At 37.1% G+C, this 26,538-nt stretch carries 22 protein-coding genes; 5 read left to right on the forward strand and 17 right to left on the reverse strand.

What is annotated here, in order from left to right; genetic code table 11:
• Window positions 1-150: 150 nt before the first annotated feature.
• Together SCI76_RS04730 and SCI76_RS04735 are read right to left on the reverse strand one after the other, a co-directional pair.
• The gene (locus SCI76_RS04730) at window positions 151-1,458 is read right to left on the reverse strand and encodes an MFS transporter (protein ID WP_034264501.1); all 1,308 of its coding nucleotides are present in this window, start codon (window positions 1,456-1,458) and stop codon (window positions 151-153) included.
• Between the two features lie 212 nt (window positions 1,459-1,670).
• Window positions 1,671-2,228 carry a YdhK family protein gene (locus tag SCI76_RS04735; protein ID WP_033578737.1) on the reverse strand — a complete coding sequence of 186 codons (558 nt, stop codon included), beginning with the start codon at window positions 2,226-2,228 and terminating at the stop codon, window positions 1,671-1,673.
• Between the two features lie 225 nt (window positions 2,229-2,453).
• On the opposite strand from SCI76_RS04735, the gene SCI76_RS04740 reads away from it, so the two are divergent.
• Window positions 2,454-2,882, forward strand: coding sequence for a hypothetical protein (locus SCI76_RS04740; protein WP_033578736.1), 429 nt, complete (start codon window positions 2,454-2,456; stop codon window positions 2,880-2,882).
• Window positions 2,883-3,019: 137 nt separating this feature from the next.
• Here the strand turns inward: SCI76_RS04740 and SCI76_RS04745 are convergent, their stop codons facing one another.
• From SCI76_RS04745 to SCI76_RS04795, 11 genes are all read right to left on the reverse strand, one after another.
• The gene (locus SCI76_RS04745; RefSeq protein ID WP_221833496.1) at window positions 3,020-5,437 is read right to left on the reverse strand and encodes a heavy metal translocating P-type ATPase; all 2,418 of its coding nucleotides are present in this window, start codon (window positions 5,435-5,437) and stop codon (window positions 3,020-3,022) included.
• An 85-nt stretch (window positions 5,438-5,522) separates the two neighbouring features.
• Window positions 5,523-5,729, reverse strand: coding sequence for a copper chaperone CopZ (gene copZ / locus SCI76_RS04750; protein WP_033578734.1), 207 nt, complete (start codon window positions 5,727-5,729; stop codon window positions 5,523-5,525).
• A gap of 14 nt (window positions 5,730-5,743) precedes the next feature.
• Window positions 5,744-6,076, reverse strand: a complete 333-nt coding sequence (locus SCI76_RS04755; RefSeq protein WP_014460516.1) for a metal-sensitive transcriptional regulator — start codon at window positions 6,074-6,076, stop codon at window positions 5,744-5,746.
• Between the two features lie 119 nt (window positions 6,077-6,195).
• Window positions 6,196-6,876 carry a response regulator transcription factor gene (locus SCI76_RS04760; protein WP_047751141.1) on the reverse strand — a complete coding sequence of 227 codons (681 nt, stop codon included), beginning with the start codon at window positions 6,874-6,876 and terminating at the stop codon, window positions 6,196-6,198.
• Between the two features lies 1 nt (window position 6,877).
• Window positions 6,878-8,254 (reverse strand): ATP-binding protein, encoded by a 1,377-nt coding sequence (locus tag SCI76_RS04765; RefSeq protein ID WP_407545069.1) that lies wholly within the window; start codon window positions 8,252-8,254, stop codon window positions 6,878-6,880.
• A 483-nt stretch (window positions 8,255-8,737) separates the two neighbouring features.
• On the reverse strand, window positions 8,738-9,157 hold the full coding sequence (locus tag SCI76_RS04770; RefSeq protein WP_063247249.1) for a universal stress protein: 420 nt from the start codon (window positions 9,155-9,157) through the stop codon (window positions 8,738-8,740).
• 226 nt (window positions 9,158-9,383) lie between these two features.
• On the reverse strand, window positions 9,384-9,581 hold the full coding sequence (locus tag SCI76_RS04775; protein WP_013082792.1) for an IDEAL domain-containing protein: 198 nt from the start codon (window positions 9,579-9,581) through the stop codon (window positions 9,384-9,386).
• 344 nt (window positions 9,582-9,925) lie between these two features.
• Complete coding sequence (locus tag SCI76_RS04780; RefSeq protein WP_243494538.1) at window positions 9,926-11,422, reverse strand: CoA transferase; 1,497 nt, start codon at window positions 11,420-11,422, stop codon at window positions 9,926-9,928.
• 242 nt (window positions 11,423-11,664) lie between these two features.
• Window positions 11,665-11,910: a DUF2164 domain-containing protein gene (locus SCI76_RS04785; protein WP_243494537.1), complete on the reverse strand. Its 246-nt coding sequence runs from the start codon at window positions 11,908-11,910 to the stop codon at window positions 11,665-11,667.
• Window positions 11,911-12,027: 117 nt separating this feature from the next.
• Entirely contained in the window at window positions 12,028-13,392 is a 1,365-nt protein-coding gene (locus SCI76_RS04790; protein ID WP_407545070.1) for a glycoside-pentoside-hexuronide (GPH):cation symporter, read from the reverse strand.
• A 95-nt stretch (window positions 13,393-13,487) separates the two neighbouring features.
• Window positions 13,488-15,437, reverse strand: coding sequence for a beta-galactosidase (locus SCI76_RS04795; protein WP_243494536.1), 1,950 nt, complete (start codon window positions 15,435-15,437; stop codon window positions 13,488-13,490).
• 1,054 nt (window positions 15,438-16,491) lie between these two features.
• On the opposite strand from SCI76_RS04795, the gene SCI76_RS04800 reads away from it, so the two are divergent.
• Together SCI76_RS04800 and SCI76_RS04805 are read left to right on the forward strand one after the other, a co-directional pair.
• Complete coding sequence (locus SCI76_RS04800; RefSeq protein WP_221833502.1) at window positions 16,492-16,686, forward strand: twin-arginine translocase TatA/TatE family subunit; 195 nt, start codon at window positions 16,492-16,494, stop codon at window positions 16,684-16,686.
• Window positions 16,687-16,796: 110 nt separating this feature from the next.
• Window positions 16,797-17,888: an AI-2E family transporter gene (locus SCI76_RS04805; protein ID WP_025751972.1), complete on the forward strand. Its 1,092-nt coding sequence runs from the start codon at window positions 16,797-16,799 to the stop codon at window positions 17,886-17,888.
• A gap of 61 nt (window positions 17,889-17,949) precedes the next feature.
• Here SCI76_RS04805 and SCI76_RS04810 read toward each other — a convergent pair whose 3' ends face one another.
• Window positions 17,950-18,300: a VOC family protein gene (locus tag SCI76_RS04810; protein ID WP_063247246.1), complete on the reverse strand. Its 351-nt coding sequence runs from the start codon at window positions 18,298-18,300 to the stop codon at window positions 17,950-17,952.
• A 376-nt stretch (window positions 18,301-18,676) separates the two neighbouring features.
• Between SCI76_RS04810 and SCI76_RS04815 the strand changes: the two genes are divergently transcribed.
• Window positions 18,677-20,107, forward strand: a complete 1,431-nt coding sequence (locus SCI76_RS04815) for a hypothetical protein (RefSeq protein WP_028413700.1) — start codon at window positions 18,677-18,679, stop codon at window positions 20,105-20,107.
• 898 nt (window positions 20,108-21,005) lie between these two features.
• Complete coding sequence (locus SCI76_RS04820; protein ID WP_221833504.1) at window positions 21,006-22,145, forward strand: hypothetical protein; 1,140 nt, start codon at window positions 21,006-21,008, stop codon at window positions 22,143-22,145.
• A 573-nt stretch (window positions 22,146-22,718) separates the two neighbouring features.
• Here SCI76_RS04820 and SCI76_RS04825 read toward each other — a convergent pair.
• The 3 genes from SCI76_RS04825 to SCI76_RS04835 all read right to left on the reverse strand — a co-directional run bounded on the left by SCI76_RS04825 (window position 22,719) and on the right by SCI76_RS04835 (window position 26,425).
• A complete protein-coding gene (locus SCI76_RS04825) occupies window positions 22,719-23,423 on the reverse strand; it encodes a FadR/GntR family transcriptional regulator (protein WP_045289477.1) in 705 nt (234 codons plus the stop codon).
• A 218-nt stretch (window positions 23,424-23,641) separates the two neighbouring features.
• Complete coding sequence (gene gudD / locus SCI76_RS04830; protein ID WP_063247244.1) at window positions 23,642-25,015, reverse strand: glucarate dehydratase; 1,374 nt, start codon at window positions 25,013-25,015, stop codon at window positions 23,642-23,644.
• 36 nt (window positions 25,016-25,051) lie between these two features.
• Window positions 25,052-26,425 (reverse strand): MFS transporter, encoded by a 1,374-nt coding sequence (locus tag SCI76_RS04835; RefSeq protein ID WP_063247306.1) that lies wholly within the window; start codon window positions 26,423-26,425, stop codon window positions 25,052-25,054.
• Window positions 26,426-26,538: the final 113 nt, after the last annotated feature.

Below are 26,538 nucleotides of genomic sequence, written 5' to 3' on the forward strand. Positions count from 1 at the left end.
ATTCTGTTTTAAAATAAGTCTCTATCATATGTTTTAAACAAACAAATTTACCTTATTTCCCTTCTTAATAGCGTTTCTCACATCGCTAAACGCACAAGCAAGGTCGTTATTTATAATCAAAAGTAAAACCCCATAACGAGTCATGGGGTTTTACTTCGTACGTTGATTTTTTGGAATTTTAATTTGTTTAATATCTCCTAGCACATAAATATAAAAAATTAAGCCTAGCAACAATACAATTCCCGCTACCATAAAGCTTAGGTTAAAAGAACCTGTTTTATCTAAAAGGTACCCTGTTAAAGCTGTAGCTATAATTCCTCCAAACAAATTATTAGCTAAATTAACAATAGAACTAAGAAGGGAAATAGAGCCTGCAGGTGCAATTTCTGCAGAAATAGACCAGCCGATTGGTGCGGTTGCAGATATACCTGCCAGTCCAATCGAGATACAAATCATCGCTAAGACGACACTATTAGTGAAAATAGAGCCTAAAAAAACAAACCCTAAGCATAATCCTATAACAATGATGGTGCGATATACTTTTTGACTGTCATAACCTTTTTTTATGAGGTAATCAACAAGCCACCCGCCTACTAAAATGCCAGCAAATGTAGCAATTAGCCAAGGTACTGCCGTAAGCAGGCCCGATGACATGATATCCATACCGTATTTTTCTTTTAAAAAAGTTGGCAGCCACGTTAACAGTAAATTAAACGTATATCCATAGCCTGTAAACCCAATCATTAGCCCCCAAACTTTTCGATTCGTAAATAATACTTTCAAGGTATGTAAAAATTTTGATGTTTGCTCATCGTTTGCATTTAAATTATTTTCTTGAATATACTTCAGCTCATCATCTGATATGCGTCTATGCTTTTCTGGCTTTTCGTAATAAAACCAAAACAGCAGCGTAAACAGTACGTTTATAATTCCAATAGATAAGAATGCTGTGCGCCAATCAAATTTGGTGATGAGAAACGCTACAAGAGGCGCGCCAAGTACATTCGAAAATTTGGCCGCTGAATCAAACAAAGAATTTGGTAAGCTTCTTTCATTTGGAGGAAACCATAGCGACGTAGCTTTTGATGCTGCCGGAAATGCAGAAGCACTCATTATTCCTATTAAAAATCGGACAATATAGAGAAGAAGTTTTCCTTGCAAAAAGGCCATCGACATCGTTAATAAACTCCAAATCACCATACCGACTCTTGTCACCCATGCTACTCCGAACCGATCAAGCAAGCTTCCCGCAGGTATTTGCATGATCGTATAAGAATACGTATAAATAGAAAAGACAATTCCAAGCTCTGTTCCCGTTAAGTGAAATGCATCTTGTATTGCAGGAGCGGCCACTGACACCGCTACACGATCAAAATAGTTTAAAATAATCATACTGCTTAACAAAGATGAAATGAACCATCGTGTGCGTCCTGTTCGCTTTACTGTATGTTCACTCATAGCTAGCTCCTTTCATCAGTAGTTTGTTCGTTTTATTACCGTAGCATTCTACTTAATACCGCAGCTAGAAGACACTACATAAGACCTACGCTCACCCTACCCATAAAAAATCCGAACGATGAATCGAGATTCTCAATCAAGAATCTTGATTCATTGTTCGGATCTTCTTTCACCCAAAATACTTCTGTCCAGCCTTTTTTCTCGCTAACAGTCTATTTTGCTGAAAGCTCATCTTCCGTTACCCACTTATGATTTTTCACTTTCTCTCCGCCTGTAGTCGGTGTGTAGTCTACCATATATACCGTTGTTTTTTCGGCTGAATCAATCGTTGCTTTTGCCCCTTTCATACCTTTCATATGATCTGCTTCAAGCGTCACTTCGCTGCCTGGCTTTAACTGCTCGTTACCCGCATCTTTTATTTCTTCTTGAATAACCCACTTATGATTTTTTACTTTTTCCCCGCCAGTCTTTGGCGTATACGAAACGGTATAGGCCGTAGTATCGTAAGCACCAACAATCGTTGCTTCAGCACCGTTCATGCCTTTCATATGATCAGCTTTCATAATGGCTTTATCTCCAACTTTATATGTTGGATTTTCAGCTTGCTTTAATCCTTTTGGAACCTCTCCTGAACTAGAGTGATTCATCTCTGAGTGATCGTGCATGGATTCATTTTTGTCAGCTGAAGGTTTTTCATGACTAGAATCGTTTCCGCATCCGCTTAGTCCAATAATGACAGATGCACCAAGAATAAATAGCTGTTTTTTCATGACAGTCCCTCTTTTCCACCTAATAAATTTTAAAATAAAAATCCTTTAATCCTTAGAAACAACTTATCTTTGCATACTCTTCTTTTCTTTATTGTAGCCAGACTTTGTGCAGATTTTGTGAAGATGAAGGTAATTAGGTACGAAAATTTCCTGTGCCTAAAAAAGGCCTTCGTATGAAACACTTACCACTAGGAAAAAGTATAAAAATAAAAGGAGGAAAGAAACATGCTAAAAATACGCTTTGCTCTATCCTCACTCTTACTTGTAGTTAGCTTGGTGATGGGAGTCCCCTCTTTTTCCGCACAGTCCACGCTCTCACCTAGCGTACAAAAGATAGAAGTAACGTCCATTAAAATGAAAACGCTCAAAACGTTTATCGATGAACAAGATATGAATACATTCACCAATAGTATAAAAAAGGCTGAGCGCATGAAACTTCTCTTAGATGAAGAGTCTGCTGGGAGCATCGATTGCAAAATGACCATTACCTATGGAGATGGTTCTAGCCGTCATTATTTCATTTGGATTATGGATGATGGACGTGATGTGTTAATTGCTCAGCAAAAGCATCCAGAAGACCTTCATCTTAAAGGGTATGAATTGAATCAAAAAAATTCCTTGCACCTGACAAAGCTGCTAAAGAATATTCTTTAGCAGCTTTGTTTTACATCACTTTCACCGAAAATGGCTTGGTGACCCAAATATTTTTCACTTTATATTTCCCACACAGCATATACTGCTATAACGGCAAGCACGTACAAAATAGCTGAGATGATCCACTTTTTCATACCTTATAGCCTCACTCTCTGCAATCGCAGTGCATTTAATACAACCGATACAGAGCTAAAAGCCATCGCGGCACCAGCAACCCAAGGAGCTAACAGCCCAACTGCTGCAATTGGAATACCGAGCGTGTTATAACCCATCGCCCAGAATAGATTTTGCTTGATATTAGAAATCGTTTTTCTACTCATTTCAATCGCATCTGCAATGCTCATCAAGTCTCCTCGCATCAGCGTAATATCAGCGGCTTCCATCGCTACATCCGTTCCTGTTCCGATGGCCATTCCAATATCAGCTAACGCAAGTGCAGGAGCATCGTTAATACCGTCTCCTACCATTGCGACTTTTTTACCTTGCTGCTGAAGCTTTTTCACTTCTTCTGCTTTGCCTTCTGGCAACACTTCTGCTATAACGTGCTCAATACCCGCTTGCATCGCAATAGCCTGAGCTGTTTGACGATTATCTCCGGTAATCATCATCACTTCTAAGCCCATCTCTTTTAACCTAGAAACTGCTTCTTTAGAAGTCTCTTTAATAGTGTCTGCAACAGCAAGCATGCCGGCATATTTTCCGTCAAGAGCAACGAGCATGGCCGTTTTTCCTTCTCGTTCTAAATTTGTCATTTCTTCTAAAGCTGCATCAATATTCACTTTATGTTGGTTCATAAGCTTTCTTGTTCCTACTAACAGCTCTCGTTCTTGTACAGTTGCCCTTACTCCATGCCCTGGAATCGCTTCAAAAGATAACGGATCTTGAATTTCTATACCTTTATTTTTTATACCTGCTACGAGTGCTTGAGCTAGAGGATGCTCCGATAAACGCTCAGCTGATGCAACTAACTGTAATAGCTCATTTTCTTCGTAGCCCTGTGCAATACGTACATCGGTTAGCTCAGGCGTTCCATTTGTAACAGTTCCCGTTTTATCTAAAAGAATCGTATCGATTTTATGCGTCGCTTCTAAATGCTCGCCGCCTTTAAACAAAATACCAAATTCTGCTGCGCGGCCCGACCCCGCCATAATGGAAGTTGGAGTAGCTAAACCTAATGCGCATGGACATGCGATCACTAATACGGCGATAAGCTTTTCTAAAGCCGGTGCAAATTCGCCAGGCACAATCCAAATGTACCAGACAAAGAACGTAAGAAGAGCAATTCCAACCACAATTGGCACGAATATACCTGAAATATAATCAGCTAATCTCTGAATAGGGGCTTTAGACCCCTGCGCTTCTTCTACTACTTTAATAATTTGCGCAAGCGCCGTCTCTTTTCCAACGTTTGTAGCTTTTATTTTTAGAAAACCATTTTTATTGAGTGTGGCTCCAATTACTTTATCTCCAATGCTTTTATCTACCGGTACGCTTTCCCCTGTCAGCATGGACTCATCTAAAGCCGATTGTCCTTCAATAATCTCTCCGTCTACAGGTACTTTTTCACCGGGTTTAATAAAAATAACTTCGCCTTTTTGCACTTCTTCCACTGGAATTTCAATTTCCGCTCCGTCTCTTACTACAACGGCCGTTTTAGCTTGTAAACCCATCATCTTTTTAATTGCTTCTGAAGAACGGCCTTTGGCATTGGCTTCAAATAATTTCCCTAAAAGAATCAGCGTAATTAATATAGCACTCGTTTCATAGTAAAGCTGAGTAGTATGAGCAGATGAGCCAAGCGATTTAAGAGAAGAGTATAAACTATAGAAATAAGCTGCGCTTGTACCTAGTGCTACTAAAACATCCATGTTGGCACTTTTGTTACGAAGAGCTTTAAATGCACCTATATAAAATTGCTTCCCTACGACGAATTGAACAGGCGTAGCTAAAGCGAGCTGAACCCATGGATTCATCAGCATATGAGGCAAAGGAATAAACGACGTAAACGTAAAATGACTAACCATTGCCCATAATAACGGTACGCTTAAAATAAATGAAAACCAAAACTTTCCTTTTTGTTTACTCACTTCTTTTTCTCTGTAGCTTTGCTCTTCTTCTTTTTCTTCTGACTTTAGCTTGGCTCCGTATCCAAGCTTTTCAACTCGCTGCGTTATGTCTTGCGGATCTATTTGAGAAGGGCTGTATTCAACAGAAGCCGTTTCTAAAGCAAGGTTAACACTTGCCTTTGTCACGCCTTCTAATTTGTTTAACCCTTTTTCAATACGAGTCGAACAAGCGGCGCACGTCATGCCCGTAATAGCAAATTCGGCTTTTTCACTTACAACTCCGTACCCAAGCTTTTCGATTTTTTCTTCAAAGGCCTGTGGACTTGTTTTAGACGGATCAAATATGATAGTAGATCTTTCCAAAGCCAAATTCACGTTTGCTTCTTTTACACCTTCTATTTTTTTTAACCCTTTTTCAATCCGGTTAGAACACGCTGCGCATGTCATACCCGTAACTTGCAAGGTGGCTTCTTTTTGTTTGTCACTCACCGCGTTTCGCCTCCTGTTATATACCTACAAGGGGTATATTTTTCTCTTAAATCAAGCGTGCGAAGGTATTCGCACGCGATGCTGTTTATGCTACTTCATAACCTTGGTCATCAATAGCTTCTTTAATATCTTCGACCGTTACTTGACTTGGATCAAATGCAACCGTTACTTTTGCATCTTCTAAGCTTACTTCTACGCTTTTAACGCCATTAAGTTCGCCTACGCCGCCTTCAACAGCTTTGACACAATGACCGCAAGACATTCCTTGTACTGATAATGTTACGTTTTCCATTTCTAGCATCTCCTTTATTTCATTAATCGTTTAATGGTTGTTAATAATTCATCCACTACTTCTTCATCACCAGCTTGCACACGTTCTACAATGCAATGCTTCAAGTGACCTTCAAGCAAAATTTTACTTACACTATTCAAAGCAGACTGCGCAGCTGCGATTTGAGTAATCACGTCGTCACAATACGTATCTTTTTCAATTAATCCTTTAATTCCTCGAATTTGTCCTTCAATTCGATTTAATCGGCTTGTTAGGTTTTTTTTCACTTCTGGAGAATGGTGACTTTTTCTTTCACTATTTATCGTACAACATTTTTCTTCACTATTCATGTGATTCGCTTCGACCATCTAACATCCTCCCTTCATAACTTCATGATACTATACCCCCCTACCCTATGTAAAGCGAAAAGCTGGCTTCTGCTCACTTTATCTTTTCACCAATTTCAGTAGCTATGCTCATATCATTTTCAACTAACATCAACCCACTTATAGCCTATTCCCCATACAGTTTGCAAGTATTCGTCTACGGGAAAGCCCGCTTTTCTAAGCTTATCCCGAACATTTCGCACATGAGAGTCAATAGTACGGTCTCCAATCTCCGCCTCATATCCCCACACTAACACAAGCAAGTCGTCTCGGCTGAACACACGATTTAAATGCTGAAGAAGTAACCCCACCAATTCAAACTCTTTAGGCGTTACTTGAATCTGCTGATCTTTATATTGTAATACGTGATTTTCCTTGCTCCATACTAACCCTTTGTAGGTGATTTCATGTTTTTCCTTTAACGAACGTCTAAGAACCGCACCGATGCGTGCAACCAATTCTTCTTCGCTAAACGGTTTGGTAATATAGTCGTCTGCCCCTATATTTAATCCTTTTACTACATCTAACGTTTGACTGCGAGCTGTGAGCATAATGACCGGTAGATCAGACATTTTTCTTACTTTTTGACAAATCTCCCACCCATCTTCGCTTGGCATCATAATATCTAATAACATCAAATCTGCTTTGTTACCTTCATAAAGATAGCGCAGCGCTTCTGTGCCTTTTTCAAATTTTATACATGTAAATCCGTTTGGCAGCAGATAAAGTTCTAGTAAATCCAGCATCCTTGCTTCATCATCTACTAATAAAATAGTTGCCATCCTATCCATCCTCTCTTAATACAATCTCTACAGTCGTACCTTTTCCCGTCTCGCTTGTGATTGTTATTTCTCCTCCATGAGCTTCTACAATCTCCTTTACAATTGATAAGCCTAATCCGTAGCCTCCGCTTTTTCTCGAGCGGGATTTTTCCACTCGATACAGCTTGTCAAATACGTAAGGTAGATCTTTTTCTGGAATGCCTATTCCTTGATCTTTAAGAGTTATTGTCAATGATTCAGCTGATTTTTTTACGCTTAAATCAATTTTAGTCCCTTCTTTTGAATAGTTCATTGCGTTATCAAGTAAATTGATAATCACTTGCTGAAATCTTTCAGGATCTAGTGAAACGTAAAGACCTTGAGGGCAGCTTATCTCCAGCTCCATCTCCTTTTCTTTTAAAGCTAAATGAAAATGCGCGCATACGGTGTGCAAATACGTAGCTAGCTCTACTTTTTGTTTTTGAATAAAAAATGTATGCTGATCCAGCTGCGCCAGCTGAAACAAATCTTTGACTAACTGTGAAATTCTTCCTGCTTCTTCTTCCACAATAGCAAGATACTTATCACGTTCTTGCGGTGTATTAGAAGGCCTTCTTGCTACGTCTGCATAGCCCTTTAAATACATCAAAGGCGTTTGAAGTTCATGTGAAATGCTGCTTAAAAATTCATTTCTCTCTTTTCGTAACCGCTGCAGCTCATTCGCTAACGACTGAATGGACATTCCTAATTGTCCAAGTTCATCTCTTGAATGAGCGCCAAGTTTCACAGACAAATCTCCTTGACTCAGCTTCTCAGTTGCTTTTTTCATTTTGATTAAAGGAGCGGTTATAAATTTAGACAGAGCAAAAATAGTCACAATGGAAAATAAAACGGACACAGCTCCCGCTACGTAAAAATGATGCTGTAGTCTCGCAATCATTTCGTGAATATCCTTTGTGTTTTTGAACATATAAACCGTTCCGAACTGTTGATGGCCTTCTTTAATAGGTGATGCCGTGGCGATATAAGGTTTGCTTTTCCAGTCGCCTTGCATAATTTCACCTTTATATGTAAGAGACTTTCCTTTCCATTTCTCTACTGCTTTTCTTGCACCTTGAATTAAAGGCCTAGACGAACTGATAATTTTTCCTGTTTTATCCGTTATGATAACATCAGTTTCTGCTTCTGATTCCATCAGTGCAACATGGTCAAGCGTAGCAGAATCATGATGCTTCTCTAATACTTCCCGGTGACTGTTTCCTCTTAAACGCAAGCTTTGCAGCTCCTCTGAAATTCGTGTATTGGCAAGACCGCTATATAAATAGAAAAAGAGAGCGGCTTCAATTAGTAAAATGAACATTAAAAACAAGAGTCCAAGCTTAATAGAAATACGATTCATTTATTCACATCCCTTGCTTTCATTATAAAAGTAATAAATGAAGAAACTGTGCAGAATAAAACATACCTAATTAAATAACGATTATTCTTTGACATTTTACCACGGGTATCTGACAGCTTAGCGTATGAAGTAAGTTTATCATACAGCAAATTTCGAACTTACGAAGCGTACAGCAATACATAATCCAAAAGCAAAAAGAAATTGAGACCTAACAAAATCACTCTAATCTAAAGACGAACAAATTGGATAAGGGAGCTAGTATAAATTACTGGTCACACCGCAGTTGATTTTCGTGCAAGACTTCGCTTTCCCCGCAGGAGTCTTCGTCTTACCCTCCAATCAACTGCTAGAAGCAACTATATACATGAAACCTACGTTCACCATACCAATAAAAAAATCCAAACGAGTTGGATTCTTCATCAAGAATCTCGATTCATCGTTCGGATTTTTCTTTAACTAAACTACTTTTACCCCAGCCTCTTTTTATTTAACAATAATAACAGGACATTCTGCAGATTGAGCAACTTCGTGACTTACACTTCCTAGAAAGGTCTCTTTAACAAAGCCCTTTCCTCGGCTTCCTATCACAATGACGTCTTGTTGATTGTCACGTGCGTATTCAATAATTTTCTTTGAAGCGGTGCCTTCTACACCGTATGCCTCATATGGAATACCTGATTGAGTTAAATGATTGTGAGCTTCAGATAAAATATCGCGGTTTTCTTCTTCTATCAGTGCGTCCAAGTCAACGCTAAAAACAGGCTGCTGCAAGTGAATTCTTTCCTTAATATGTACAATTGTCAGCTTATTAGCATTTACGCTTTTAGCTAGTTTACTTGCATGTTGAAGAGCACGAATAGAAGGTGCGGAACCATCAAAGGCTACTAAGATTTTGTTATACATATCAAGAACCCTCTCTCTTTTTGTTCTTTCGTGATGTATTACCATCTAGATGCTGTAGATGATAAAGCAACAAATAATAAAGTAAGAGACTTCTTGATTTTTGCTTTATCATCCATACTATACTTTTACCGCTTTCAGAAAAAACAAAACATTTATCCGTTTTTTCCCATATGAAAAGCCTTTGCTCACTAGAAGCAAAGGCTGATTGTTTATGTTGGTAGGTTATTTAACAAACTTCTTTTAACTCTTCAGTTAAACGTAAAAAAGTTTCTTTATCTCTTTTTTCTAAAGACTGATCGATTTGCAGTAAAAGCTGTGCTTTTTTAAAGTCACGAAGAGATTTGTTTAGCACTAGTTGAGCTGCTGTCGCGTCTGATACTTTTACTTCTTCTCGTGTCATTTTGCGGGACGTATAGTTTTCCATTACAAGTCAACTCCTCATCCTTTTCGCTATTATATAAGAAATCATATAATTATTCAAATATTTTTTCTTATTTTTCATTTTAAATTTGACCCCCAAAAACCGAGATTAAGACATAGCGAAATCAATTCAATCTAAAGACAAACAAATTGGATACATGAGCTGAACCGCTTGTGACACCGCTGTTGATTTCCGTGCAAGCGCTAGAAGCATCTACCCACATAAACGAAACCTACGTTCATCACAATAACAAAAAAATCCGAACGAGTTGGATCCTTTATCAAGAATCTCGATTCATCGTTCGGATTTTCTTTCCACTAAAATAATTTTGTCTCAGCCTCTTGTTATCACAACCACTCTGGGCGTGAAGAACCTCGAGGAACGAGAACCGTCTTATATTCCCCTGGAGTTTCCGACATTTCAATTTGTTCTGTAAGCCCTTGGTACAATCCTAAAGGTGTTTGGGCTGTAAAGAGATCCGGTGCAATGTACTCATGCTTCTCTGACGAACCAGCTGTTTGATGAGCATATGTTTTATCATAGATGCCCATTGATAAGATCCATAAAGATACGCGATCTAATGATACACGCACGCGGTAGCTGCCTCCTTCTTTTGCTCTTCTTTCTAGTGCCATTAAAGCACCAACTTCAAGCAGCCAAGAAACCGCATAATCATTTACCACTACAATAGGAGGCAGCTTAGGATTTTCTGGCGATCCTTCTAACGCCATGACTCCCGTTACGCTTCCCGCTGTTTGGTCAAATCCATTTCTTTTTGCCCACTCTCCTTGCGTTCCGTGCAGGTTAACGGTGCAGTGGATGATTCCAGGTTTTAATTTTGCACACTCTTCAGCTGTTAGACCGTATCTCTCTAGGAATCCGTAGCGACGGTTCCCAAAAAAGATATCGGCTTCTTTTAGAAGATCAACCATTTTTTCTTTTCCTTCTTTTTCACCGACATCCAGCGTTGAAGAGCGCATACCGACATTAGACGTAGCGTAAATCGTATCATGCTCCCAATCCGTTGGCTTCCAAATATTTAAGACGTCCGCACCGTGTAAAGCAAGAGCTCTACCAAATCCGGCTCCTGCAATAACGTGACCAAGCCCTAATGCTCGAATACCGTCTAGCGGCGTTTTAGGGTTCTTGGAAAAAGGAATTGGCTCACTTTCTCCAATCTTTTCAATTTCAATCAAAGGAAGCTGCGCTACTTCTTCATACACGGACTCATTCATAAACTCTTCAATTGTCCGCACAACAGGCATAATAACTCCTCGCTCCGCTGCAGCTTTTTCCAATTCTTCTGCATTCCATCCGCGAATCGCTTTTGCCACTGCATCAGGGTCTTCTATACAATTTAATAGCTTGAGCGTTTCATGCTTAGAGCGTGGATACGGATTCAGCGGCATTACCCATTTGCCATCTTTTGTTTGATAAAAGCGAAAGCCTAATGGATTATAAGGATCATTTGCTTTACTCGGTGCGTACCCATTAAGCTTTTCCCATTTTTTATCGTAAAAAGGTGATAATCTTCGGATCGCTTTTCGTAAATCCATATGAATATCTTGACCTTTTCCTCCGCGTATTCTCCAAATTTTTGAGACAGCTACTGACTTAGCAACCAGTGCAATAGCTGCTGCTGAGGCAAGTCGCAGCGTACTAGGAACAATCGGATCTTCTCCGTAAAATGTAATGTTTCCTCCACTGTCTTTTGCTGATAAGTCGACTCCTTGAAGCACATTTTCCAGCTCTTGATAGATATCAAAATCACTATTATCCGTTAAACGATTTTCATTTGCTTTCACAATAGATTTTGTTAGCTGACCTTTCGTAATGTTGCTCATGTGTAGTCCCTTCTTTCCTCATATAATTACCTCATTATGTCCCTGCTTGCTGAAGTTATGCCCTCATCAAGTTAAATCAAAACACTTTAAATATAACATTTACGTTAACGTTAATGTTATCTTAAAACGAATGTATCATATATCACTTGGGCGAACAAATAATTTGTTTCATAAACAAACAAAAGCGCTTTATGTTTTTGTACATAAAACGCTTTTTCCTATTTCATATTTTCTTTTTCGAACTACTTTTCGATTGGTTTTTTTAATGCATGTAAATTTTCTTCTGCAGAAAGCATGACCTGGTTCATAATATCTTCCGCATCTTTAATGGCTTGGTTATAAAAGTGAGGACCTATATGTTCTTTAATAAACTCCAATACATTTTCCGCTGCAAATTCACTGATTTCTTCATCTCGTTCTTTATAAAAAAACGTTTGAATTTCATTCAGCATTTTATCTTTGTCTTCTTTTGAAAAATTAATAAACATAAACAAAACTCCTCTTTACATTGATATCTGTCTACCTGACATCATAGCAAGAGGAGCTGAGAAAATGCAGTCTTTTTTTCTTGTGATTTTTGTGTACAATGCTTGTGTTGATTTGAATTAGCTAGACACTTTCATAGCCGTTTTTTCTTTTATGCGGCTTGAGCGTTTTTTCATATCCTGTAAAATCTCTAAATATCTCTTTTCCGTCAACTCATATTTTACGAGTGGGACAAGTGATAACAAGCAAAGAATACCCGGAATAATCGTAAAGATTAAAGCAATCCAAATGAGCGTGCTGTGTGACTGAATTTGATTTGGCACGTACCCTACTGCTGAAAGGATGTACCCACCTACTGCTCCACCCACTGCTGAAGCGACCTTTGTTTTGAAAATATTCGTAGAAAACACCATTCCTTCTGCTCGGTTCCCCGTTTTCCATTCGCCGTATTCTACACAGTCAGCGAGCATAGATGTTTGAGCAATGTTACTAACCCCACCGCCAAAAGAAGCTAAAAAGCTTAAAATCATCACTGGCATAACGTGGAAACCCGTTGCAAACATTGTAAGAGTGGCTACAGCATTTAGGGCAATTCCCCCTATTGCTGCACGTTTCTTTCCAAATTTATTTGAAATGAAAGGAGACGCGATCGCTCCTACAATTTGTGCTGTAAAAAATAAGGTTAAATAAAGAGACGCGATGTTCTCTGCATTTAAATTGTATTTAAAATAGTAAATAGAAAACGTAGTTCGAATCGTTAAAATTGTTTCAACTAAAAGCATTGAGAAAATCAGGTAGCGCAACGGTCTATTTTGAATAAATAAGTTCCAAACTGCTTTTGGCGTCTGCTTTTCCTGTCTTTTTACGGTATAGTTTTCTTTTACTCCTGAAAATGTGATGATCATTGTAATCATTAAGATACACGCATAAATAAGACTAAGCATAAACCAGTTTCCAAAATAATGAGCTAGTGGAAGAGTTAATAAACTAGCAAATAAAGACCCTACTGCTGCAATGGTTCTAGGAAAAGCCACAACTTTGTTTCGTTCTTTTACATCTTGTGTAATCGTTGCTGAAAGCGACCAATAAGGAATATCCATGATAGCAAAGCTTGTTCCCCACGCGATATAAGTGATATAAGCATAAATTAATTTTCCTGTGTGAGAAAGATCAGGACTAATAAAACACGCGACTGTAGCAACAGCTGCAAAAAATCCGCCTATTAAAAGATAGGGCCTAAACTTACCAAATCTCGTTTCTGTATTATCAACAATCATTCCGATAATAATGTCTGCAATTCCATCCCATATCCTTGCAATAAGAAATAAGGTTCCTACGGCTGCAGCATTTAATCCTACACTATCCGTATAAAAAATCATTAAATATGTACTTGTTAATGCATAAATAATATTGTTTCCAAAACTCCCCATTCCGTATGATAATACGGTTTTGAGAGAAACTTTTGACTGTACCCCCATGTTCATGTAACCTAACTCCCTTCTCCTATAAAACGCTTTCATATCATATTATGAGTGACTAGAATCTCATTGCTTTATGAGATTCTAGTGTCCTGTTGCTACTACATGTTTTCTACAACTCGACTTTCGTAAGGCTGCAGAACAATATCTTTAAATACTTTTACTTCTGGCGTATGGTTCATAAGGAAGTAATAACTTGTCTCTCCAAGCTTGCGAGGATATACTTCAACTCCATCTTCACTTTCCGTATGCTCAATCTGCTGCTGTTTTACAATATCAAGCGCCATTTTTTCAAACGTTTGCCCTTCAATTCCACAGCCTACATAATAAACCGTCCCGCGACCAAACTGATTTTTTGTTACAGCCGCTTGATTATAAAATGGATCATCATACTCATACAGCACTTCAGCTGTTACAGGTGTGATAATGTCTCTCCACACGGATGCGCTTGCTTGTTCTCCTTCATACGGTCCTTTTCCTTTAATAGCTGCTTTTTGAGTAGAAGACAGTGCTTCCACTTCATGAATTTCAATCCCTGTTATTTCTTTTACATATCCAGGTAGCGTCTGTTTAAAGTGAATATTATTTTGTTTGTCTTTAATGCCGGTTCTAAACGTAAAAACGATGACGCCTCCGTTTTCAGTAAATTCAGTAAATCTTTTACCTAGTTCTTTATCAATGATTTGCAAAGCTGGAACAATCAGTACTTTATAGCTTGAAAAACCTCTTGTAGCAGGAATAACATCAATTGGTGTATTCAACTTATAAAACGGTGTATATCCTCTAAGAAGCTCTTGCGTAAAGTCAAATCCTTCACTTTGCTGCTGAAAACGCCATGACCATATATTTTCATAGTCATATAAAACGGCAATCTCCGATTTAATATCAGACTCAAGCACATGTTCGTAATGAACGATTTCACTAAATAACGACTGAACTTCTTTGTAACGTTTTCCATAGTGATTATCGTGACCTACAATTCCGTAGCAGTATTGCTCAGCTCCTCTTGTCATTCCGCGCCAGCGAAAATACAGCATATTCGTGCATCCATGAGCAAAAGCTTGATAAGACCACATTTTTGCCTGATTAGGTCGCGGTAGATAACCGATGATATCATGACCTTGAGCACCCATTAATTCCTCTACAATCCAGAAATTTTTATGTAGCAGACCTCTATTAAAATCATGTCCCAGTGCAATATGAGCAGGGGTAATTGGCTCTGTTTGACCGCCCCATACCGGATAATTATCATAGGATACAAAGTCCATTACTTCTAGGTTTTCTTCATGATCGAACCATTTATCAAAAAAGCCTCCTGATACGTTCGTGGTCAACAGCTGGTGATCACCTTTATATTTCTTCACAATCGCTGTTTGTTCGTGAGCGTATCTGTTTAACGAAAAAGAGCGAAAGCGGGCCCAGTCTAGCTTTAACGAAGGGCTGTGTGTCGTAATTGTTTTTACAGGCATAGGCACTTCGGTAAAGTCGTTATACGTTTGTCCCCAGAAAATAGTGCCATACTTTTCATTTAACTCATTAATATCTTTATATTTTCTTTCCAAAAACTGCTGAAACTCTTTATGACATTGTTCGCAGTAACACATATCACTGCCTTCATGGCCAAATTCATTGTCAATTTGCCATGCTACGATTGCTTCTTCTGAGCAGTAGTGCTTTACGAGTTGTTCTGTAATCTGAGCGCTATACTGCCGGTAAAGAGGAGAATTAAAACAATATTGACGTCTTCCTCCAAATGCTCTGACCGCCCCATTTTCATCTTTTGATAAAATAGAAGGATGCTGCTTCGCAAGCCAAGCCGGAAAAGTGGCAGTAGGGGTACCAAACATAACGTCAATATTCTGTTTTTTAAGCTTATTGATAACGCTATCAAAAAAAGAAAAGTCATATTGCCCTTCTTTAGGCTCCATAAGATGCCAAGCGAACTCCCCTATTCTCACCATATTTGATCCTAACTCTTTAATACCTTGGATATCTTCTTCTATCATATTCTCTGGCCAATGTTCAGGGTAATAATCGACGCCGATGTACATTTTTCTCTACTCCTATCTATTTCTTTATTTCATTAAATGAACGTTTTGCTGTTACTTGTTAAGGTATTCTTGGAAACGGTGATCAAAAGCAAAAAAATCACATTTCCTGTCTTCATAAATAATTCTCTATTCAACTTTTAAGATACATACTTTCTAATCTTTTAAAACGCTTACAAGTTTATTTTATGAACTTTATTCAAAATATTCAATGGTAAAAATTTAGAGAAAAACATCCTTTTTTTGCTCTTTATTAAAATAAAGAATAAAACGCTTACAAAGACAAATGTTTTTATAATTCTTTTATATATCTTCCCTCACACTCCCCACATCCACATTTAGGTAATAAATTGCTTAGAAAACAATCTTCAAAAGTCATTTCTTTCATACATGTTATCTATCAATTAGTAAGAGTCATTTTACTTATCTATAAAATAGTAAAAATTCCAGAGCAGGTTTTTACCATTATTAACACATTGATCCTACGTTCACCATCACAACAAAAAAAGACCGCACAATGAATCGATAATCTCGATTCATTGTGCGGATACTTCTTGGGCTAAAATACGTTTGTTCTACCTCTTACTTGCATCTGATTATGAACACGCCCTTTTACGGATTTGTATTCATGCAGCTGCCATTTATACAAAACTCTTCAAACACAGGGTTCTTTACATTCTCCATTAACAATGGGGTTGCAACATGCTGGAAATTAGAATGGCGAATTGTTAGGTTTGTAACGGGAGAACGTTCATAGGCTCCAATCCATAAGCCGTATTTCCCTCCATTGCTTTGCAAATTCTTATGAAGACTTTTTTACATAGAGCTTATAAGGTTACTAAGACGAATAGCTATCTTTAATGCTATAATTAGCGTCGGATGCGAAAGAAAAAAGTATCACTACAAGCATTTAAATCATACATAATCGCTGCACCTTATTTTCGCATCATTTAAAATAAAGGAATTTTAAAGAGAAAAGTGAATAGTATAAACATGCACTTTATTTACTATCTCTTTTTAATTTTATATATTCATTGCTTTTAAAGGAGAGGATATCATGCCAGGAGCCACAAGCATGGTCGTAATCGGGATTACTGCCTTAATTGTATTTGGACCAAGTAAATTGCCGGACATAGGACGAGCATTTGGACATTCCCTGCGAGAATTTAAAAATGCAGCAGAAGGAATTATACAGGATGACGACGAAAAAACTCCAGAGGATACTACTGAAGATAAAGAGGAAAAAGCCTAATTTTTATTTAAATGAAAGTTATACAGACTAAAAAAGCCCACTTTTAACGTGCAGTGGGTTTCTTTTTTGATGTATGATAGTAAAAAATAGTAAAGAAAGAGGGTAACTTTTTGTTTAAATCGAAACTGCATTTTTGGACATTAGAACTATTAATGATTGCTTTACTGATTTACATTTGTAAACATATTTCGTTTGTTTTTCTACCAATCGGTGTGTTTATCTCCACTTTGTTTTTCCCTATTCTTGTAGCTGGTTTTCTTTTCTTTTTATTCGAACCAATTGTGTCATTTCTCACAAGAAAAAAAGTGCCAAAAACACTGGCCATTTTACTATTATACGTTGTTTTTATCGGCGTAATTGCTTCTATTGTAGGCGGTGTGGGACCTACTTTATCTAAACAATTAACTGATTTGGCTAAGAATATTCCGTCTTACATTGTAGAAACGAGAGAGTACATAAATGATTTATCTAATTCAAGATGGTTTAACTGGCTCGTTGAACAAAAATATGTGTCGCTCGATCATATTGAAGAGTCACTTTTAAACTACGCGTCTACTTTACCTACGAATCTCACAAACAGTATTTCATCTGTTTTAAGCGTCGTAACAAATATTACACTTACGGTTGTAACCGTTCCTTTCATTCTTTTTTATATGCTCAAAGACAGCCATAAACTTCGTAAAAATACGCTGCGTATGGTTCCTGCTTCTTATCGAAAAGAAACGTTGCGTACAATGAAAGAAACAACAAATACGCTAGCTACTTATATTCAAGGCCAAATGCTCGTTTGTTTGTTTGTCGGTATTAGTACATTCATTGGTTACCTCATCATCGGGTTGCCTTATGCATTAATACTCGCACTAATAGGAGCCCTTACTAATATTATCCCGTACGTCGGCCCTTTTATTGGCGTAGCACCCGCTTTAATCGTAGGCTTATTATACTCTCCTACAAAAGCGATATTAGTAATTATTGTCGTCGTAATCGTTCAACAGCTAGATGGGAACATTATTTCTCCGCTGGTAATTGGAAAGAAATTAAACACTCATCCTTTAACGATTATTATTTTATTGCTTGTTGCGGGTAATATTGCAGGAATACTCGGAATGATCTTAGCGATTCCGGCTTATGCTGTAACAAAAACAATTGTGATAAATATTGTAAGAATGATTCAATTCAGAAACAAATCTATCAAGTTATAAAATGCAAAGGCAATACAATAAAAGGACCTTCTCTTGAAGGTCCTTTTATTATTCCATAGGTTCAGCATTCACACACCATAAGATGATTTCCATCTGGATCTTTAAATATAAACCAGTGATTGTGTTCAATTCCTGTCGTTAGCTCTACTTTTTTCTGTTTCATATACTCATAAGCTTCTTTGATATCGTTTGTATTCAAATGAAAAGCCGGTGTTTTAAAAAGCGTATTTTTTGAATAAGTTTTGCTATCTAATACAATTCCTGTTCCATTCATAGGTATCACATATAAATGATCATATAAAATGTCTCCATCTGCCGGCAAACCTAGCACGTCACAATACCAGTCTCGTGCTTTTTGTATATCTTCTACAGGAATAAAAATCGTGCCTACTTCATTTAATATAGGGTTCATTCATGACCTCCAGGGTATGTTTAGTAGTTTTAGAAAGTATTCTCTTTTAACCGCTGATATCCTTTTATGTTAAATTGCTTGCTATTCATCCAGTAAACTCCGCGGCAGAATTAGCAGTCTTGCGAACAGAGTTATCCTTCTTACATAAGCTACACAGCAAATGTATATACTTCATGACCAAATTTAGATTACGAAAAAAGAAAATAAGAAAATCCCCCCCTTCGCCCCCTTTGCACGTGTATAATGAAAAATAGACTATAGATAGTAGCCGTCTTTTGTTTGTGGCATCGAACTTTCGTGCATTACAATAGATTTAAAGCTACTATCCGACTAAGGATTAAAATGACTAACTTAAGATTAAGGAGGTTAGATGTGTATGGATTATTCATCTTTACTCATACGCGAAGTCATTGATAGAGTATCTAAATTACGCCTCTTATCCGTTTATAACGAAAGTATAAAAGGTGATTTAGAGAGCACCATCCTCCCTCTTTATCAGCAGCACTTTGAAAATAAGGATGTAAACGAAGCGTTGAGGATTTTAAAAAAAGACTTTCTCAATCGTACGAAACGCAGATGGTTAGATGCTGCTATACGCGACTATGAGCAAAAAAAGCCCAAGAAGAATAAAGAGCTGATTGGGGAATACAGAGCGCTAACAGCTTATTATAAAACAAACGGAAAAGAACTCTTTTGCAAACAGTTTGAAAACATACCGTCTCCGGAAGAAGTCATTAATAAACGAATTGATATCCTACGTGAATGGAGTCAAGAAGATAGCTTCTTCTTAACTGATTATCCTTATATTCATCAAAAAACCAAAACGCAGCGAGAAAAAGCAATTCATACGGATATATCTATTATTATTGGGCTGACTATACTGGACCCTAGCTTCCAAAACGGAAACCATAGTATTATTGAAAGCCCTTTTTCAACTGTAGAGAACCCTTTTTTCTCTAACTCAAGAGCAAAGCTTCTCGTCGAGCAACCCCTATTAGAGAAAGAAGGAAAAGAATATTTCTTAAGTACTTATAACTCTGAAGACGGGACAGATTACGAATTGTTAATAGAAAAAGAATACGCTGAAGAAAATGGAAATAAAATTAGTGATTTAGATCGGTTTGATTATAAAGTGTTTTTAGAGATCATGAGCCAGCGCGACGAGTTGTTCGCTACACAAAAAATCATTAATGTAAAGATTGGTGACCTTGTGAAAGCACTTTATAAAACAGACAGTAAGCGCAACTATCAGATGATAGAAGAAAGAATTACAAAAATGAAGCACTACAGCATGTCAAAAGTACAGCATAATAAGACAATTGCCTATGGTATTTTTGACTTTGTGGATATTACTACGATGCCAAACGGAACGCGAATTGCTGAAATTCACGTCAATGAAGTGATATATAGAGACTATATTCAACGCCAAACGGTGCGTATTTACAAAAATAAAGTAGAAAAATTAAGTTTAGACGCCGCTTACCATTTGCTATTCGTTATGCAAAAAGAGCGTCTCATTTGCTATGAAACAAAATCTTCATACAATGTCACAAGAGATTATTTATATTTTTCGACAAGAGTCCGCTTTCGAAAAAGACGCAAAAAAGAAAACCTTGTCGAAATTGAAACAGCCTTAGATGAGCTAGTCGAACAAAAACTAGCTGTCCAATCTTATAAAAGAGTGGGCCAAGTGTTTCAGATTACCTTTATTCCTGTGGGAGAAAGTGAAGTAAAAGACTTATTAGCCGGTGATTACGAATATGCTCCCCTTTCTATCTATCAAAACGTAACAAGTTCTATAGGCTAAAAAAAGAATGCTCTTATGATCTTTATAAGAGCATTCTTTTTTTAGCCTACCATTAGTTACTGCATTTTTTGCTCCACATTTCCGTGCAAAAGTGTTTTTTTGCTCCAATTCTCCATATAAACATACTATTTCCCCTGCTGATATAGTTATTAAACTTCACCTTCCCTATCATTTTGTGAACTTTTTGTGTCTAAAAGAAGTGTTATAACTAATTTTTGCTCCAGGTTCCCGTGCAAAAGTGTTTTTTTCTTTCTATACTGCATTTACTATAAGTTTGGCTCCAATCTTCCGTGCAAATATGCCACTTTTACATAATTTTTCTTGAGACAGCGACTTTCCCCCTTCGTTTTCTGCATTTTTTGCTCCAAATCTCCGTACAAAAGTGTTTTTTGCTCCAGATTTCCGTGCAAACATGCCACTTTTTAAAAAAAGCGCGATTTTTTCTGCAAATGTTCATTTATTCTTTGTAAAAATGTGAACTTTCTGTGTCTAAAAAAGGGCATTTTTTTGTTTTATGTCCCTATTTTCCGTGCAAATGTGTCACTTTGTTGCCCAAATCTTTATTTTTATCATTTTTGCTCCTATTCTCCGTGCAAATATGTCATTTTTACATCAAATTTTTTTTTGAATTTTTCACATTACGTGTATTTCATCCGTCATAATACGACATTTGTCTTAAGAATGCTGTTTTATCAACGTTTATGAAATGTAACGCTATTTTTGCTCCACATCTCCGTGCAAATATGTCACCTTGTAAATAGATGTCTCGTCCCTTGGTATCACTAGTCTTTTAAAAAAATGCACCATTTTTCCGTGCAAATATGTCATTTTACAGCCTATATGACTGTGTCTATACTGTAAAAGATGACGTATATAGTTTTGGAAAGGAGGTAACTACATGAGTATACAAAAGCTGGCACTAAAACGGCACACTCTGATAGCAAACAAGCTGCTGATTGTCATGAGCGGTTTAAATAGAGAGACGAAACGAGACAACAGCTATTACTATGAAAAACATTCATTTGGTCTAGCAAAAAACTTTGTAGACATAAAGTGGACGGGTTCTCTGATGAAGCAAATTTTAGCTTACGTAGCCAAATGTAACAGCCAAGGTCATATTTCAATTATTTCTGAGCAAGAACTGGCTAATACAATCCAATGTTCCGTTCGGACCGTTCAAAATAATAATAAGCTTTTAGAAGACTATGACATCATTCGCTGGGATCGTTTATGGGGAGACTATATTCAAGTTTCTTTAAACAACTATTTAGAGGATTTTTTAGATTTACATATAAAAGAAGCTGCTGATGCTCAAAACATATCATATACTCCGGAAATGCTTGATAAAGATCACAATACATATACTTCAAAAGGTGGTTACACTTCTGTTTCAATGGAAGTGATTTATCAATTGCTGGCTATCAAAAATATTAACATGCTGCGCCTGGCTTTACGTGCTTTGTATGTATACGAATCTGATGTAAACGTAAAGAAAGATTCAGAAGCACTTTTATCTTACACTGAGGTAAAACACATTCTTCCAAAATACATTGGCTATAAAGCTGCTATTAAAGAAATGGCTAGTAAATTGAGTACAATTTTCCGTATCGATATACTAGAAAAAGATGATTGTGTCAAAACATTATTAGAAGAAAAGCAGCCAAGAAAATCAATTATTGAAAAAATCAAGGATGGTTTTATTCTAAGCTTTAATTTAACTGGTGCTCATGATAGTAAAAAACAAAAAGAAATCGAAAAGATCCGTGGAGAGCATGCATTTGCTCAGTTTAAGAATTTCTTTAAATCTTTTGGTCATTATTCAATTAAAAAGGAAGATATTCATTCCATTGTACATGAGTTCGGTTTAGATATAATTGAAAAATCATTAACGTCCGTTCAGCTTTACCTGCAACAAACTTACATAGAAGAAAGTATGGATGCATTTCGCCCTCTTGTGCATGAAATGGAGTCAAACTTCTTTACGTATATCCGCAAAATTGCCAACGGGTATTATCAGGCAAAAATTAACGCTCTATAATACTCTTTTTTGTTATGCCTTTTTTCCTCATCTCTACTCTATTTCCCTCCTACTCTTCTTTTCTCTTTAACTTACTAAAACATATTTGTCTCTCAGCTATAATAAATCTCTTTAAATGATAATGATTTTCGTTTTCATGAAAAAAATCAACTAAATGAACAAAAAATACAATAAATAAACGTTATTTTCCGATCGATTGCGTAGAAAATATGACTGTTATAAAAAAATCCTATATTTTTTCGTGAAAATTCTTGTTGTTAACTGCAGTTTTTTTGATTCCTTAATACCCCTTAAACTCAGTCAGCAGAAGGCTTTTACCAATATAATTTTTAACAATGTTTATAATCTCTTTAATTTCTTTTTAATCTCTTATAAATGTATAGTAATTTCTTTAAAATAAAGAGCAGCGAATAAATATAATTCATATATCTGGATGCATTAAATTAAAATATATAACTCACTGAAAAAAGCGATCCTATAAAATGGAAACTCTCTTTCTTACTTCATGTATCTGTATCACTTCATAAAAAAACACACAAAACAAATTCTTTACATCTGCTTTGTGTGTTTTTTTTATTTAGTAGGATTATATTGTTTAAGAACTTTATCACGTACATATTTAAGATGATGATACATTTTCTTGAATGCATCATCTGGGTCATGATTAGCTAACGCATTATAAATAGCGGTATGATGTTCTACAGTAAGTGCTGGTTCTCTAAAGGTAATTTCGCTATCTGTTTTTTCATGAGTGAAAAGCAGGGAATTAATCATACCTTCTACCACCGGATTATCCGCGCTAACAGCAATAATTCGATGGAATTCCTTATCCGCTGCACCGTAATTGTTATCTGTGCTCTTTTTTATTTCCTCGATCGTTTCTTTTAACTGGCTTAATTGATCATCGTTTATTTTTTCCGCTGCCATGGTTACTAGGCCCAGTTCTAGTGCCATGCGCGCCTCCACTACTGCAGGTAAATTATCGATTGATAACGCTAACATAACGGAAAAAGGATGTGCTCCTATTTTGTTATTAAAATACGTACCTCCACGAGTTTTTCTTGTAATTACACCAAGTACTTCTAATGCACTCAAGGCTTCTCTCAATACAGGGCGACTTACATTCAGTACGTCTAATAACTCCATTTCAGTTGGCAGTTTGTCTCCTGGCTTTAATTGCCCGCTGACCAATAACTGAATAATACGGTCGACTACTTGTTTTGCCAGCGTATTACGATTAACGGATTCAAATGACACTTTTTTAGTCGAACCACTCATCTTCATCCACCCTTTTCTGAATATTGTTTATTTGTAAGACTAATTATATCATATAGAATTTTTTTATGTATTACCAACCGCTACTTCTTAACTATTCTTATTTCTTGTCTACATAAGATTATGTATTAAACTGCTCGTTATTATAAAAACAGAAGCTCGAACAAAGACGTAGAATTGTTCGAGCTAAAAGCACCCTATAATTATTTTTGAAAAAATTTTTAACGTACCAGACAAGGACGTTTATTATCAAAGCTCCAATTTTTAATTAAATACTGCATAGCTTTTGAATCATCACGTGCTCCTAATTGCATTTTCTTATATAGCTGATGTGCTTGCTCGATTCGTTCTAAATCCACCTCTATGCCAAGTCCTGGTTTCTTAGGTACTGCTACTCTTCCTCCCTCAATTTTAAAAGGATCTTTTGTCAATCGCTGACCATCTTGCCAAATCCAATGCGTATCAATAGCCGTTATTTTTCCAGGAGCGGCAGCAGCCACATGAGTAAACATGGCCAGGGAAATGTCAAAATGATTATTTGAATGTGATCCCCATGTAAGACCCCAATCATGACACATTTGAGCTACACGAACTGAGCCTTGCATCGTCCAAAAATGGGGATCTGCTAGAGGAATATCTACAGCGTTTAACTGGATAGCATGCCCCATTTGACGCCAGTCTGTAGCAATCATATTCGTAGCAGTTGGCAGTCCAGTTGCCCTGCGAAATTCCGCCATTGTTTCTCTTGCTGAATATCCATTTTCGCTTCCGCAAGGGTCCTCTGCATAGGCCAATATATGATGTTTATTTTTACATAGTTGAATAGCTTCTTCCAAAGACCAAGCTCCGTTGGGGTCTAAGGTAATGCGAGCTTCAGGGAATTTTGCAGCTAATGCTGCTACCGCTTCTATTTCTTGCTCACCTTGAAGTACACCGCCTTTTAATTTAAAATCATTAAATCCATACTGCTGATGAGCTGCCTGTGCAAGTTTTACAATTGCTTCAGGAGTCAGAGCTTCTTCATGACGAAGTCGGAACCACTCCACTTTTTCATTTTCACCACCTAGATAGTCCAAGTCGGTTTTTTTGCGATTTCCAATATAAAATAAATAACCTAGCATTTCCACATATTCTCTTTGTTGTCCTTCTCCTAATAATGCTGCAACTGGTACATCAAGAAATTTCCCTACTAAATCTAATAACGCCGCCTCCAACGCTGTAACGGCATGAATAGTCGTCCGTAAATCGAATGTTTGAAGGCCTCGACCTGCCATATCTCGATCTTCAAATTTTTTACGTACTGTATTTAAAATGTTATTATAATTTCCGATTGATTGACCTACTACAAATGTTTTCGCATCTTCAAGCGTTTGACGAATGTTTTCACCTCCAGGTACCTCTCCCACCCCTGTGCTTCCGGTACTGTCTTTTAAAATAACAATATTTCGAGTAAAAAAGGGACTGTGAGCTCCGCTGAGATTAAGCAGCATACTATCATACCCAGCCACTGGTATGACCTGCATATCTATAATTTGAGGCGTAGACGATTTTTTTTCGTTTTGAATTTCACTATTTGTAAGGACATAATTGTTCATGATTTCCACTCCTAATTTAGGTTTTATTGTATCCGCTTACATATTAAACGTACTTTCATCCTTTGCGGGGATATTCTTTAGTTCTACTCGTTTAATCTCTCCCACTAAAAGAAGATAGCAGAGAATAGCTACAAGAGCGTTAGCGCCCACAAAAACCAATGCTCCATTAAAAGAGCCTGTTGCATTGACAATGTACCCAATAATAATAGGTGTTGTAATAGAAGCAATGTTTCCAAATGTATTAAAAAGCCCGCCACTTAAACCCGCTATTTCTTTAGGGGAAGTGTCAGCGACAACAGCCCACCCTAATGCTCCAAATCCTTTTCCAAAAAAAGCAAGTGACATAATTACTACAACAATCCATTCAGCATCTACATAATTGCAAGCAACCATGCTACAGGAAAGCAACATGCCAATAACGATAGGTGTTTTACGTGCAAACGTTAATGAACGACCTCTCTTTAAAAAGAAATCAGATACAATTCCCCCTAACACCCCTCCTAAAAATCCGCATATAGCAGGTAGAGAAGCAATAAATCCAGCTTCCAAAATTGACATTCCGCGTGCTTGAACTAAATAAACAGGAAACCATGTTAAAAAGAAATAAGTGAGCGTCGTAATACAATATTGTCCAATATAAACCCCTAACAACATTCTGCTCTTAAGAAGTTGTTTAATTTGATTCCATCCCGGGCCGGTATTTTTCTTTTTTTCTATTTTTTTATCATCCATATCAATGAGCCCGCCGCCCTGCTGGATATAATTTACTTCTCCTTTTGTAATGCGAGGATGTTTGCTTGGACTGTAGATCACTTTCATCCAAACAGCAGCTAAGATTACCCCTAAGACACCCATAATAATAAATACAAAATGCCAGCCGAACCTGTGAGTGAGCCATGCCATAATAGGCGAAAATAATACTAGTGCAAAATACTGAGCCGAATTAAAAATCGCAGAGGCTGTCCCCCGTTCAGATTTTGGAAACCAGGCCGCTACAATACGGCTATTTCCTGGAAAAGAAGGGGCTTCAGCTAACCCAACCATAAAACGAAGCGTAAATAAGATAATTATAGCAGCACCGCCACTAAAAAAGCCGATAAATCCTTGAAAAAAGGTAAAAATAGACCAAAAAAATACACTGCATGCAATGATTATCTTTGATCCGAATTTGTCTAAAAACCAACCTCCAGGAAGCTGACCAATTACATAAGCCCATCCAAATGCTGAAAAAACATACCCCATTGAAACTGAATTTAAGCCTAATTCTTTTTGAACAGAGTCTCCTACAATGGACAGCGTCGCTCTATCGGCATAGTTAATCGTTGTCAAAACGAAAAGCATAAATACGACAAACCAGCGTACATGGCTTTTTTTGCTGCTTCCCGCTTCCAATTTTGATTTAGCTTGCATAATCACCTATTCCATCCCCCTTTTATCGTCTTGTTCTTTTCCTATGTTTATCTCTCTTAAAAAGAAGGAATTTTCCTCCTTTTCAAGAGAATAAAAGGTTCATAATACAATAA

Origin of the sequence: Priestia sp. HNGD-A6 (genome assembly GCF_045784335.1) — a bacterium.
GTDB classification, from domain to species: Bacteria; Bacillota; Bacilli; order Bacillales; family Bacillaceae_H; genus Priestia; species Priestia zanthoxyli.

Coding starts and splice junctions, on each gene's coding strand:
- SCI76_RS04775 (WP_013082792.1), bottom strand. CDS start 9,581: ATGGAAAACTATACGTCCCGCAAAATGACACGAGAAGAAGTAAAAGTA.
- SCI76_RS04820 (WP_221833504.1), top strand. CDS start 21,006: ATGAGTATACAAAAGCTGGCACTAAAACGGCACACTCTGATAGCAAAC.
- SCI76_RS04760 (WP_047751141.1), bottom strand. CDS start 6,876: ATGGCAACTATTTTATTAGTAGATGATGAAGCAAGGATGCTGGATTTA.
- SCI76_RS04755 (WP_014460516.1), bottom strand. CDS start 6,076: ATGGTCGAAGCGAATCACATGAATAGTGAAGAAAAATGTTGTACGATA.
- SCI76_RS04815 (WP_028413700.1), top strand. CDS start 18,677: ATGGATTATTCATCTTTACTCATACGCGAAGTCATTGATAGAGTATCT.
- SCI76_RS04825 (WP_045289477.1), bottom strand. CDS start 23,423: ATGAGTGGTTCGACTAAAAAAGTGTCATTTGAATCCGTTAATCGTAAT.
- SCI76_RS04795 (WP_243494536.1), bottom strand. CDS start 15,437: ATGTACATCGGCGTCGATTATTACCCTGAACATTGGCCAGAGAATATG.
- gudD (WP_063247244.1), bottom strand. CDS start 25,015: ATGAACAATTATGTCCTTACAAATAGTGAAATTCAAAACGAAAAAAAA.
- SCI76_RS04835 (WP_063247306.1), bottom strand. CDS start 26,425: ATGCAAGCTAAATCAAAATTGGAAGCGGGAAGCAGCAAAAAAAGCCAT.
- SCI76_RS04810 (WP_063247246.1), bottom strand. CDS start 18,300: ATGAACCCTATATTAAATGAAGTAGGCACGATTTTTATTCCTGTAGAA.
- SCI76_RS04740 (WP_033578736.1), top strand. CDS start 2,454: ATGCTAAAAATACGCTTTGCTCTATCCTCACTCTTACTTGTAGTTAGC.
- SCI76_RS04785 (WP_243494537.1), bottom strand. CDS start 11,910: ATGTTTATTAATTTTTCAAAAGAAGACAAAGATAAAATGCTGAATGAA.
- SCI76_RS04790 (WP_407545070.1), bottom strand. CDS start 13,392: ATGAACATGGGGGTACAGTCAAAAGTTTCTCTCAAAACCGTATTATCA.
- SCI76_RS04780 (WP_243494538.1), bottom strand. CDS start 11,422: ATGAGCAACATTACGAAAGGTCAGCTAACAAAATCTATTGTGAAAGCA.
- SCI76_RS04800 (WP_221833502.1), top strand. CDS start 16,492: ATGCCAGGAGCCACAAGCATGGTCGTAATCGGGATTACTGCCTTAATT.
- SCI76_RS04770 (WP_063247249.1), bottom strand. CDS start 9,157: ATGTATAACAAAATCTTAGTAGCCTTTGATGGTTCCGCACCTTCTATT.
- SCI76_RS04765 (WP_407545069.1), bottom strand. CDS start 8,254: ATGAATCGTATTTCTATTAAGCTTGGACTCTTGTTTTTAATGTTCATT.
- SCI76_RS04735 (WP_033578737.1), bottom strand. CDS start 2,228: ATGAAAAAACAGCTATTTATTCTTGGTGCATCTGTCATTATTGGACTA.
- SCI76_RS04730 (WP_034264501.1), bottom strand. CDS start 1,458: ATGAGTGAACATACAGTAAAGCGAACAGGACGCACACGATGGTTCATT.
- copZ (WP_033578734.1), bottom strand. CDS start 5,729: ATGGAAAACGTAACATTATCAGTACAAGGAATGTCTTGCGGTCATTGT.